The sequence below is a fragment of the Pseudoalteromonas sp. NJ631 genome, from assembly GCF_000276645.1.
In the GTDB taxonomy this organism is placed as follows: domain Bacteria; phylum Pseudomonadota; class Gammaproteobacteria; order Enterobacterales; family Alteromonadaceae; genus Pseudoalteromonas; species Pseudoalteromonas piscicida.
In genome coordinates this window covers 32926-43962 of record NZ_AKXJ01000021.1, presented here as the reverse complement: position 1 = coordinate 43962, position 11037 = coordinate 32926, and the positions used below count along the sequence as shown (strand labels likewise).

General features: G+C 45.3%; 13 protein-coding genes. 8 read left to right on the top strand and 5 right to left on the bottom strand.

The features are described from left to right. Positions 1-42: 42 nt before the first annotated feature. Genes A587_RS24925 through cyaY form a run of 3 tightly spaced genes read right to left on the bottom strand, consistent with a single transcriptional unit; the run spans position 43 to position 1928 of the window. A complete protein-coding gene (locus A587_RS24925) occupies positions 43-906 on the bottom strand; it encodes a DUF2914 domain-containing protein (protein ID WP_017219406.1) in 864 nt (287 codons plus the stop codon). A 45-nt stretch (positions 907-951) separates the two neighbouring features. After that, entirely contained in the window at positions 952-1608 is a 657-nt protein-coding gene (locus tag A587_RS0122595; protein ID WP_010604231.1) for an alpha/beta hydrolase, read from the bottom strand. Beyond that, the gene (gene cyaY, locus A587_RS0122590) at positions 1608-1928 is read right to left on the bottom strand and encodes an iron donor protein CyaY (RefSeq protein ID WP_010378141.1); all 321 of its coding nucleotides are present in this window, start codon (positions 1926-1928) and stop codon (positions 1608-1610) included. Before cyaY ends, A587_RS0122595 begins: the two co-directional genes overlap by 1 nt. A gap of 155 nt (positions 1929-2083) precedes the next feature. Between cyaY and lptM the strand changes: the two genes are divergently transcribed. The 7 genes from lptM to A587_RS0122555 all read left to right on the top strand — a co-directional run bounded on the left by lptM (position 2084) and on the right by A587_RS0122555 (position 8316). Further along, positions 2084-2260 carry an LPS translocon maturation chaperone LptM gene (lptM, locus tag A587_RS24860; protein ID WP_017219405.1) on the top strand — a complete coding sequence of 59 codons (177 nt, stop codon included), beginning with the start codon at positions 2084-2086 and terminating at the stop codon, positions 2258-2260. A gap of 1 nt (position 2261) precedes the next feature. Further along, a complete protein-coding gene (gene lysA / locus A587_RS0122580) occupies positions 2262-3515 on the top strand; it encodes a diaminopimelate decarboxylase (RefSeq protein ID WP_017219404.1) in 1254 nt (417 codons plus the stop codon). 127 nt (positions 3516-3642) lie between these two features. Next, complete coding sequence (gene dapF / locus A587_RS0122575; protein ID WP_010378136.1) at positions 3643-4473, top strand: diaminopimelate epimerase; 831 nt, start codon at positions 3643-3645, stop codon at positions 4471-4473. Next, a complete protein-coding gene (locus A587_RS0122570; RefSeq protein WP_017219403.1) occupies positions 4470-5096 on the top strand; it encodes a DUF484 family protein in 627 nt (208 codons plus the stop codon). Before dapF ends, A587_RS0122570 begins: the two co-directional genes overlap by 4 nt. After that, a complete protein-coding gene (locus A587_RS0122565) occupies positions 5093-6016 on the top strand; it encodes a tyrosine recombinase XerC (RefSeq protein WP_017219402.1) in 924 nt (307 codons plus the stop codon). Before A587_RS0122570 ends, A587_RS0122565 begins: the two co-directional genes overlap by 4 nt. A gap of 2 nt (positions 6017-6018) precedes the next feature. Further along, positions 6019-6720 (top strand): HAD-IA family hydrolase, encoded by a 702-nt coding sequence (locus A587_RS0122560; protein WP_017219401.1) that lies wholly within the window; start codon positions 6019-6021, stop codon positions 6718-6720. Positions 6721-6804: 84 nt separating this feature from the next. After that, positions 6805-8316 carry a peptide MFS transporter gene (locus tag A587_RS0122555; protein ID WP_017219400.1) on the top strand — a complete coding sequence of 504 codons (1512 nt, stop codon included), beginning with the start codon at positions 6805-6807 and terminating at the stop codon, positions 8314-8316. Positions 8317-8345: 29 nt separating this feature from the next. Here A587_RS0122555 and A587_RS0122550 read toward each other — a convergent pair whose 3' ends face one another. Continuing rightward, entirely contained in the window at positions 8346-9686 is a 1341-nt protein-coding gene (locus A587_RS0122550) for a hypothetical protein (protein ID WP_017219399.1), read from the bottom strand. Positions 9687-9800: 114 nt separating this feature from the next. Between A587_RS0122550 and A587_RS0122545 the strand changes: the two genes are divergently transcribed. After that, a complete protein-coding gene (locus A587_RS0122545) occupies positions 9801-10670 on the top strand; it encodes a dTDP-4-dehydrorhamnose reductase family protein (RefSeq protein WP_017219398.1) in 870 nt (289 codons plus the stop codon). 3 nt (positions 10671-10673) lie between these two features. On the opposite strand, the gene A587_RS0122540 is transcribed toward A587_RS0122545, so the two are convergent. Next, positions 10674-10979, bottom strand: coding sequence for a DUF6482 family protein (locus A587_RS0122540; protein ID WP_017219397.1), 306 nt, complete (start codon positions 10977-10979; stop codon positions 10674-10676). Between the last annotated feature and the right edge of the window lie 58 nt (positions 10980-11037).

Sequence of the window (11037 nt, the reverse complement as noted above, 5' to 3'; positions counted from 1 at the left end):
GCAGTCAGTCGCGTGCTGCCATACACGATACTGCGAGTAAGATTATTGCTGACTATTATCCACAATACGGAACGTCTTTTGGGCAAGCAGTTGTCCAGACTGCGTCACCACCTCAACACGCCAATCCCCGGTTTGACTCGGCATGACGTTCTTACTTGAATAAGTACGATAGCGCGCGGCTTGGATCGGCAGCTCCACTTCTGCCATCAGCTCGTCTTGATGAAACCACAGGTGCGACACCACTTGATCTTTAAGCGCGTGTACTTCAGTGAAAAAGTAAAGCTTGTCACTAAACTGAGTGGTCGCAATCACGTCTTTCAACACGTTCGTTGGTTCGCGGTCATCAATCAGAGTAGTGAGTACAGCGCGGCTGATAAATTGCGTGTCGATTTTTGCCCCTAGCGCGACACTGGCTATACGCGCTTCAGCATCAAATTGATTTTTTGTTTCTGTTTCTGTTTCTGTTTCTGTTTCTGTTTCTGTTTCTGTTTCTGTTTCTTCAGAAGCTTGTTGCTGTTCCTGGTCTAACGCAATGACTTGAGCGACCTCTATTGAGGTCGTCGCGGCACCAGCAGGAGTGAGTTCAGGTGTCGTTAACACGCTATCGGCTGAGGTATCAGCACTTAGCTGCTCGCCCTCATGCTCCTCATTAGAGACTACCGATGCAGGAGAATCACTCAGCGATGTATCGGTTTGCGCTATGGTGGCATGTATAGGTACTGCCACTTGGACATCATCTTCATCTGCGTTGACGTTATCCACGACACCATAAACACCCGCGGTTGCAATGCCAGCAAATGCTGCCGTTGCCATAAAAATGCGTTTCCAGTGCCATTGATAGGTCACCGCTGAGGGCTCTGAGGGTTGCTTACTCACCGACGTTTTTATGACAATCTTTTGTGACATTGCTTTGCTCCTGTATCTGTCACCAGTACCTTATACCACTTAATATTAATCGCTCAGTCTCGTTATTAACCAAGCGCGAATGGCTTTTAACTCTTCAAGACAGACCTGATGCTCCATTGGGTAGTCTTGCCAGCTCACTTCATAGCCTTGCTGTTGTAACGTGTTAAATGCGTGCTCACCTGCAAACATCGGCACGACAGGATCAGCACTGCCATGCGCCATAAAAATAGTGAGCTCGCTTTGCTGTGCTTCTGCGCTGAGCTTTTCAGGCACACACATATAAGTTGATAGTGCCATGACACCGGCCAATTTAACAGTTAAACGCGGTGCAAGATGGAGCGCAATCACTCCCCCTTGAGAAAAACCAGCTAGGATAATACGGTTAGCTGGAATACCTTTATCTAACTGTGCCTGAATTAACGCTTCGACCTGAGCTGATGAGTCTCGCACACCTTGCTCATCCGCTCTTTTATCCAGATCAAATGATTTAATGTCATACCAAGCACGCATCACCATGCCACCATTTATGGTGACCGGTTGTTCTGGTGCATGTGGGAAAATAAAGTGTGCACCCAATTCGTCAGGCAGGTTTAACTCAGATGCAATCGGTAAAAAGCCGTTACCTGAATCGCCTAAACCATGGAGCCAAATAATACTCGCTTTATGTTGTCCTTTGGCAGGATAATCTACAAATTCCAACATTAATCGTGCTGCCACTCTATTGCGATATTTGCCTGCTTAGTCGCCGCGTCGCTCATAAATTGCCAAAACTCAGCACCGGAGCGATTATCAATCCACTGATCGCCACGCAACTCGAAGTGATGACCATTAAACTTAGTCGCCACCCAGACTTGGTGCAATGGTGCTTGTTTGTTGATAACAATTTTGCTCTTGTCAGGGAAAATAATCTCTAGAATTCCCGATGCTGATTCGTAATCTAAATCAGCGTCACAATCATCGATCTGCTCTTCAATAGTCAACATTAGCGCATCGGCTAACTCATGATATTCACTTTCTGTCATCGTGATTTCCTCTTACTGACGCACTGCAGCATGGTGCCTAAGCTTAACTCGCTATTTGAGCAATTTGATGAAGACGAAATTTCAATAGCGAAAAGCTGCTTTTTTTATCAATTCTGTTACTCTGCGATTATAAAGGCACTGACACGAATTATCTAATGAAAGCGACACCTTATAAATTTAGCGTAGCGGCACTTGTTTTTACTACTTTAATCGGATTATCGGGTTGCGGTCAAAGCGGTCCGCTTTATTTGCCTGAACAACAGGCTAAAAAATCAAACCAACCGAAAGCAGCACAAGCAAAGCAGCCTGAAGCAGAACAACAGGAGCGTTAAAATGGATTATTTCAATTATCAAAACGGCGAGCTATTCGCTGAAGATGTCGCCATAACCACAGTCGCCGAGCAATATGGCACTCCCTGCTATGTCTACTCGAAGAAGACTTTAGCGCGGCATTATCACGCTTTTACGGATGCCGCAGCCGGTCATCCCCACTTGGTGTGCTACGCAGTAAAGGCGAATTCAAATATTGCCGTGTTGAACGTCTTGGCTCAGCTTGGCTCTGGCTTTGATATCGTGTCGAAGGGCGAACTTGCGCGAGTGCTAAAAGCTGGGGGAGATCCCCAAAAAGTCGTTTTTTCCGGTGTTGCGAAAACGGAAGATGAAATCGCGTTTGCGCTTGAGACTGGTATTAAATGCTTTAATGTTGAGTCGATTGCAGAGCTTCATCGGATCAGTGAAGTGGCAACCAGACTAGATAAGATTGCGCCAATTTCATTGCGTGTAAACCCAGATATCGATGCAAAAACTCACCCTTATATTTCAACTGGGTTAAAAGAGAACAAATTTGGTATTGATATCAAAGCCGCATTTGATGTTTACCAACTCGCTTATGCCCTACCGGGTTTAAAAGTGGTTGGGATCGACTTCCACATCGGCTCTCAGTTGGTTGAGGTTAATCCATTTTTAGCTGCGTTAGATAAAGTGCTGGCTCTAATTTCTCAACTTGAAAAAGCGGGAATTTACTTGCATCACCTCGATATCGGTGGCGGTCTTGGCGTGCCTTATGACGGTGAAAAACCGCCGCATCCGAGTGCTTACGCTGCAGAGATTAAAGCACGATTGGCGCAGTTCAATGATCTAGAACTCATTTTTGAGCCTGGTAGAGCGATTGCCGCCAATGCCGGTGTGCTGGTGACTAAAGTCGAATTTATTAAGCCAACCGAGCATAAGCATTTTGCCATTGTTGATGCCGGCATGAACGACATGTTACGACCATCGCTTTATCAGGCTTGGCAAAATATCGTACCAGTCACACCGCGAGACGACGTTGACGCGATAAATTACGACGTGGTTGGTCCAGTATGTGAAACGGGTGATTTTCTAGGTAAAGACCGAGTACTTAAAATTAAGGCGGGCGACTTATTAGTACAGCGTAGTGCAGGCGCTTATGGCTTTACCATGAGTTCAAATTACAACTCACGCCCCCGCTGTGCAGAAGTCATGGTTGATAACAACCAACACCATCTAATCCGCCAAAGAGAGCCGTTAGAATCTCTGTGGCAATTTGAGCAACTACTGCCACAATAATCCGACTTGGATACGTCCTAGGGATGCAAAACAAGGCTTAATGCCAAGCAGCTTCCCTAGCCGAGGTATCCATGGCAAAGTATTAGCAAAGTGAGGCCATGGTTTTATACCAAAAGATAACCACTCTATGTTTATAAACTTTTCAAAAATGCATGGTTTAGGCAACGACTTTGTGGTGATAGATAATGTCACCCAAAATGTGTTTTTGTCTCGAGACCAAATTAAGAAGTTAGCCGATCGCCACTTTGGAATTGGCTTTGATCAGCTGTTGATGGTTGAAGCGCCTTATTCCCCGGACTTAGATTTTCATTATCGTATTTTCAATGCCGATGGTAACGAAGTTGAGCAATGTGGTAACGGTGCTCGCTGTTTTGCTCGTTTTGTGCGCATGAAGGGCTTAACGAACAAACACAAGGTTTGTGTCTCTACAAAGGGCGGCAATATCACCCTTTATACCGAAAAAGACGGCCAAGTTACCGTGAATATGGGCAAACCGAACTTTAACCCACAAGCCATTCCGTTTCGTGCAAACAAACAAGAAAACACCTATATTTTAAGAGCCGACGAACATACGGTGTTTTGTAGCACGGTTTCTATGGGCAATCCTCATGGCGTGATTATTGTCGATAGTGTAGAAACCGCTGAGGTAGCTACACTCGGACCACTCCTTGAACACCATGAACGTTTCCCACAAAAGGCCAATATTGGCTTTATGGAAGTAGTGTCTCGTGAATACGTTAAGCTACGTGTTTGGGAGCGCGGCGCTGGCGAAACGCTTGCCTGTGGCACAGGGGCATGTGCCGCCGTAGTTGCAGGCATAATGCAAGGTAAGTTAGAAGAAACCGTTAGGGTCGACCTACCAGGAGGTAGTCTTCAGGTGCGTTGGGGTGGTCAAGGTCAAGTAGTGAAAATGACCGGACCGGCGGAGCATGTTTTTGATGGGCAAATCGCAATATGACCATAAAAGAAGCGAATTCAACTGAACAATTAGTCATTGAGTACCTGCGCAAGCATCCTGATTTTTTGCTCAGGCACCCTTATGTGCTATTGGATTTGCAGCTACACCACCAGCAGCAAGGGCTCCCAAACCTTGCTTTGCACCAACAGCGGATGCTCCGCGACAAAGTCAACTCACTACAGCAACAGATCGAAGACATGGTCCATTATGCAAAAGCCAACGAGCTGGTTTTCAAGCAATTGAGTGAATGCCAATTGGCTATCATGCGTTGTACTGAGTTGAGTGCTATCAATCATACGTTAACACAGCGCTTTGAGGACCACCCGGACATCCAAGCATGTAAACTCATCAACATCGATGACACGCTTTTGGAACTAGTGTCAGCTAAACTGAGCAGTAACAACTGCTACTTAGGACGACTCAGTCAGTCACAAGCTGAACTCTTGTTTGCCGATATTGAAGTAGGATCGGTAGCACTTTACCGCGTTGATGCGTCAGACAAAGGTCGCTTTATTCTGGCCTTTGCCAGCCGCTCACCAGAACACTTTTCGCCACAACATGACAATATGTTGATCACGGCTTTTATTCAAACATTATCGCTTAAGCTCGAAGCGCTGGCATGAGCCTAACACCACTATCGGAAGATTGGACGCAACCAGTAACCGCCTTTATGGCACACTTGCGCCACGAAAAGCACTACTCAGAACATACGCTAACCCAATACAACACTCAGCTTATCCAAGCAGCGCAGTACTTTTGTGAACACGCCTCCTCTTGGCTTGAAGTCAGTGGCGAGCAAATCCGCCGCTACAGCATGAAGCTTCGCGGTCAAAATTACAGCCCAAGAACCATCAACCTTAAACTCAGTTGTATTCGGAGCTTATATAAATTTCTCAAGCTCAAGTCACAATCGCAACAGGCTGTCGTCAATCCCGCACAAGGGATCCGAGGGCCTAAGTTTCAAAAGCCACTCCCAAAGAACCTTGATGTTGACCAAATGGGACAACTTCTGGAAATTCAGGCCGATGATGCGCTTGCCATTCGTGACAAAGCCATGATGGAATTAATGTACTCTAGTGGTTTGCGATTAAGCGAGTTGGTTGGCGCAAACCTATTGGATGTCAAAGACGGTGAAATACGCGTGCTTGGTAAAGGCGGCAAGGAGCGTGTTGTGCCTGTCGGTGGTAAAGCGCTAAACGCACTAGCTGATTGGCTCAAAATAAGGTCGCAATTTGCAACGTTGGAAGAACCAGCGCTTTTTGTGAGCAAATTAAAGCGCCGGATCAGTCCTCGCCATGTCCGCGCAAGAATGAAAGAATGGGGTCTGAAACAAGGGGTTAGTACACCTATTCACCCCCATAAACTGAGGCACTCGTTCGCCAGCCACATGCTAGAATCCAGCGGTGACTTGCGCGCGGTACAAGAGATGCTTGGCCATGCCAGCTTATCAGCCACTCAGGTCTACACCCATTTAGATTTTCAACATTTAGCAAAAGTGTATGATAGCGCTCACCCAAGAGCGAAAAAGCAAAAAGACGAGTAACAATGCGATTCAATAAGCCCATTTCAGACATTGCCGCCATCAGTTTTGATTTAGACGATACGCTATACGACAACAGGCCTGTTATCATTGCGGCCGTTAACGCCATGACAGCGCACCTGAATACTATTCCCGAGTGGCAAGCGAAAGGGAGATCATTCTGGTCTCTGTGTCGAAACGAAGCGCTCAAACAAAACAGTGCGCTTGCAGAAGATGTGACAAAGTGGCGTCAAGTGGCACTTGAGTGGGGCTTCACAGCATTGGGGTTTGATACCGCAACAAGTAAACAGCGCGCGCTACAGGCCTATCAAGCATTTGCCGATGCCCGCAGTAATATCACGGTCAGCGGCGCCGTCATCAACCTGCTTGCTCAGTTACGCAGTCAATATCACATCATTGCTATCACTAATGGTAATGTCGAGATAGATAAATTTAATCTTCGCGATAGTTTTGACTTAGTGCTTCGCGCCGGAATTGATGGCCGCGCAAAACCTCACCCTGAGCTTTACCAGCTTGCCTGCCAGCATTTTAACCTTGCACCACATCAACTTTTGCATGTTGGCGATAGCTTAGATACCGATGTGCAAGGAGCACACCGTGCCGGCTGCCCGAGTGTTTGGCTTCGCAATCAATTTGCGCCATACCAGTACAAAGGATTGGCCAATGTGGAAATCGATGACATACAAATGTTAAAAAAGATGATGTAATGTTTCCTTTCATGCGGTTGCATTCGGTGCTTGAATAACGTACTAATATTGACTTCCAAAAAACGATAATAATGGAAGTGAAATATGTCATCACAGGACACAACAAGTGATACAGGCTTTTTTGGTCATCCAAAAGGCCTGCAGACTCTGTTTCTCACCGAGATGTGGGAACGAATGAGTTATTATGGCATGCGTGCCATGTTAGTACTTTTCATGACGGCCACCTTACAGCAAGAAGGTCTTGGCTTCACCGTCGCCTCCGCTGCCGCAGTGTATGGCCTCTATACTGGCTCGGTTTATTTCTTAGGTCTACCGGGAGGCTGGATAGCAGACCGTTTATTGGGTGGCCAACGTGCAGTTTGGTACGGCGGCATTATCATCATGTGCGGCCACATCATTCTTGCCATCCCAAGTCAATTTTCCTTTTTTGTTGGCCTTATCTTTGTTGCCAGTGGGACAGGTTTATTAAAACCAAATATTAGCGCTATGGTTGGCCAGCTTTATAACGATGAAGATAACCGCCGCGATAGTGGCTACGCTATTTACTATATGGGGATCAACCTAGGGTCTGTGATCGGCTATGCGGTATGTGGCTACTTTATGGAAAACGTTGGTTGGCACTGGGCCTTTGGTGCAGCCGCGGTAGGCATGGCAATCGGTCTAGTCAATTATCGCCTAACAGACAAACACATCGCTACCGTTGGCAATGCGCCAACCAATCCAATGACGGGAAGTCAAAGTGCTAAAGCTTGGGGGGCGATAGCTTTAGTTATTGCGGTTGTTGCAGCAATAACGGCAACGGCATTTGCAGGTGTTTTTGTGATTAATCCTGTAGAGCTCGCAAAATATGTTGCGATTGCTTTTACTATCACATTCTTTTTGTATTACGGTTATATCTACTTTGGCGGTAATCTTGATGCCGATGAAAAGCGCCGGATGTGGGCACTGTTTTTGGTTTGTGTTGCATCCACCTGTTTTTGGTCTGGTTTTGAACAAGCAGGCTCGTCGCTTAATCTATTTGCCCGCGATTACACCGACAGATTAATCGGCAGTTTTAGCATTCCAACCGCTTGGTTCCAATCAGCCAACGCTTTCTTCATTATCGTGTTATCCCCTTTCTTTGCTGCGCTTTGGATTAACTTGGCTAAGCGCATGATCACGCCAACCTATAGCGTGAAATGTGCGATTGGCCTTATCATCATGGCGAGCGGATTTATTGTAATGTTTTTCGCTTCTCAATATGCAGCCCAAGGCCTACAAGTAGCACCAATGTGGTTGATCACCACTTACTTTCTGCACACCGTGGGTGAGCTTTGTTTAAGCCCAGTAGCGTTGAGCGCAGTAAGTAAGTTATCCCCCAAACGTTTTGCTGGGCAAATGATGGGAGTTTTTGTACTCACTTACTCAATTGGTAATATCTTCTCGGGTCTGCTCGCTGGTAGCTTTGATCCTAATAATATCGAAGACTTACCAAATCTATACCTACAAATTGCGCTATTTACTATCGGTATTGGTGTATTTGTCGGTGTACTTGGTCTAAAAACCAAGCATTGGGAAAAGCAATCTGAAAAGCCGCTGACAGAGCAAACGGCTTAAACGAATTGGAGATGTAGGAGTGATGACTTCTACATCTTCTCAAACTCAGCAGAAACAAGCTGGCCGTCATAAGATTTGAAATGGCCAACCCAATCAGAGTTTACTACTTCTATCGTGCCATATAGATGTTCAATCGAACCTATTTGAGACGCTCGACTTTCAGGGTCAAGATAATTCACCCCATAGAATTGCCAAGGAGTAAGTACATTCGATATCACGCTCAATCCAGATAAATTAGCATTGCTTAATGACCAACTCTCTAACAGCTTAACTCCTATCACTCGGCCAAATTGGCTTTGTTCAATTAACTGATTACACCCGGTGTAAAATAGCGTTTTTTTATCTATGCCACGCCATTGCATTAAGTCGCCCTGATGCTTTGTAATAAAAGCTTTGATGTCTTCTTGACCACTCCAGCATGCAGGAGCGATTGGTTTCGCAATCTCTGTTTTGCCTATGGTTAGGGCAGATAATTTGGTCTTCGGATCGGTAGTATATCTACCCTCGACAAAAAACTTAATGTCAGGAAACTTTTCCTTAAGTGCAGAAACCGTCATCTCGTCCAAGTCACGGTTTGCAATTTGAGTTTGCTGGTGACTTAGTGGTGTCGCAAGAGAAACATCATAAATATCAATTAGATTTGCAAGACTGATAGGAAGAAGATTGAATGCATATTGGTACCCGACGAGCTTATCATGTTCAAATAAAAACACGTTATTGCGACCAATAAATGCAAACTTTTGATAAGCATTAATAGGCCATTGCATCGTAAAACGGCCTATTTTTTCTTCCGCTTGTGAAAAAGAGTCTCCGAGCTTAATACCAAATACTTGGTCGGTAGTAACAGATGTATCAAGTACCTCTGTTAGCTTTGGCTTGAGTCGACTTTTGTTCGGATCAATCGTTGTGTTATAAGTAATTGAATGGGTCGTTGGTTTGGATGAAAAAACAGCACCAGATATCAGCTCAGTGTTTTTTGCTGTAAGTACTTCAGTATAATGACAAGATAAAACGGGCTGAGCTACAACTTTCCCGGATACAACAGCTCTTTTCGACCACCCATCAGCCGTTCTTTTAAATGAAGCATTTTTAATAATTATACCTTTCTCAAACGCTTTAGCTTCTTCGGATAATGCGTCAAATAGTGACAATCTAACATCGTCAAACAGCACAGTGACAACATCCGATAGCTCACCATTACTCGCCTCTTGCCCTCCCAACAAACGCATTGACTTTGAGCTTTGCTTGTATATTTCAATGGGCGCTTTACTGTCATCAATGACACAATCACTGTTTTTCGCAAATATTTGGGTCGCACTCACTTGCACACTCACCGTAAACAAACCAGCTAGCAAAATATTTTTTTTCATTTTTTGTCCCTTTTTTAGCCTTATCTTAACCTTAGCGTAATCTGATACAAATCTGTAGTTTTTCTTCCGACTTTGCTACTGTACTGGCTCTTTTAAAAAAGGATGCTGTTTTATATGTCTAAAGTCATGATCACTGGTGCAACGGGCTTACTTGGCCGCGCACTTTGCCAAGAGCTAAGTAGTACCCACGAGATTTTAGGATGTGGCTTTAGCCGAGCAGCCGCGCCACTTCACAAACTTGACTTGGCTGACCACAATTCGGTTTTAGATTTCTTAGATAATCACAACCCAGAGGTACTTATTCATGCAGCAGCAGAGCGTAGGCCAGAGCAATGTGAGCGAGATCAAGCGGCCACGCTTGCGCTCAATGTTGCGGCAACCGAGTTCTTAGCCCAAGCCTGCCGCGAAAGAGATATTCGATTTTTCTTTATTAGTACTGACTATGTGTTTGACGGCACCTCAGCACCTTATGTTGAAACGGATATCACTAATCCTGTGAACTTCTACGGCCAAACCAAGCAAGCTGCGGAACGTGCCATACTGGCGGATAGCGCATTACACACCATAGTACGAGTGCCAGTATTATACGGCGAGGTAAAAACGCTGGAAGAATCTGCGGTAACCGTTATTGCAAAACAGCTGTTAGCCAACCCAGCTTCCAGTCACGATCATTGGGCCATTCGCTACCCCACCCACGTCAATGATATTGCGCTAACGCTCAAAGATGTTATCGCACAGCCTAGTCTTAGTGGGATTATTCATATCAGTGGCAATCAAGCATTAACTAAGTATGAAATGGCGCTGGCCATGGCGCAGGCTTTGCAGCTACCGACGCAAGATCTCGTGCCGCTGAGCCAACCGAGCGACGATGCCACAAGACCACAAAATTGTGCTCTAAAAGACACCAGATTGATTAACATGGGGATCGCTCACCAACGCGATTTTGCAACCGCGGTGAGTGAAGTACTTACTAAACACAGATAACGCTTAAAACAGGTTATTACGACCAAAGGGCACTTCTAATGTATTGTCATTGGCTGAAACTGGGTGCCCTACCATCTCGTCATAAGCGCTTTGATGCCTAATCACCATTTCCATGTAGCGAATATCAAGCAGGCGTTTTTGAATTTGCAGCGGGTTATGTGCTTTTAAAAACTCGCCATTTTCTTCCGTGACATAATATTCCACGTTATTAATAAGCACACTGACTTGATAAAGCGCTAAATCAATGGAATGCACTATTACCTTTTGCAGCGGTTGATGTTGTTTTAACTTTGAAAACGCAATGGCCATTGATATTCCCCATGCATAGATCCAAACAGTCTGTTGCCCTACAATACGCGCTGTTATC

What these genes read in the sequence shown, in the direction of transcription:
- A587_RS0122550 (WP_017219399.1), bottom strand. Translation starts at nt 9,686, where the DNA reads ATGAAAAAAAATATTTTGCTAGCTGGTTTGTTTACGGTGAGTGTGCAA.
- A587_RS0122560 (WP_017219401.1), top strand. Translation starts at nt 6,019, where the DNA reads ATGCGATTCAATAAGCCCATTTCAGACATTGCCGCCATCAGTTTTGAT.
- A587_RS0122570 (WP_017219403.1), top strand. Translation starts at nt 4,470, where the DNA reads ATGACCATAAAAGAAGCGAATTCAACTGAACAATTAGTCATTGAGTAC.
- lysA (WP_017219404.1), top strand. Translation starts at nt 2,262, where the DNA reads ATGGATTATTTCAATTATCAAAACGGCGAGCTATTCGCTGAAGATGTC.
- A587_RS0122540 (WP_017219397.1), bottom strand. Translation starts at nt 10,979, where the DNA reads ATGGCCATTGCGTTTTCAAAGTTAAAACAACATCAACCGCTGCAAAAG.
- dapF (WP_010378136.1), top strand. Translation starts at nt 3,643, where the DNA reads ATGTTTATAAACTTTTCAAAAATGCATGGTTTAGGCAACGACTTTGTG.
- A587_RS0122595 (WP_010604231.1), bottom strand. Translation starts at nt 1,608, where the DNA reads ATGTTGGAATTTGTAGATTATCCTGCCAAAGGACAACATAAAGCGAGT.
- lptM (WP_017219405.1), top strand. Translation starts at nt 2,084, where the DNA reads ATGAAAGCGACACCTTATAAATTTAGCGTAGCGGCACTTGTTTTTACT.
- A587_RS0122565 (WP_017219402.1), top strand. Translation starts at nt 5,093, where the DNA reads ATGAGCCTAACACCACTATCGGAAGATTGGACGCAACCAGTAACCGCC.
- A587_RS0122555 (WP_017219400.1), top strand. Translation starts at nt 6,805, where the DNA reads ATGTCATCACAGGACACAACAAGTGATACAGGCTTTTTTGGTCATCCA.
- A587_RS24925 (WP_017219406.1), bottom strand. Translation starts at nt 906, where the DNA reads ATGTCACAAAAGATTGTCATAAAAACGTCGGTGAGTAAGCAACCCTCA.
- A587_RS0122545 (WP_017219398.1), top strand. Translation starts at nt 9,801, where the DNA reads ATGTCTAAAGTCATGATCACTGGTGCAACGGGCTTACTTGGCCGCGCA.
- cyaY (WP_010378141.1), bottom strand. Translation starts at nt 1,928, where the DNA reads ATGACAGAAAGTGAATATCATGAGTTAGCCGATGCGCTAATGTTGACT.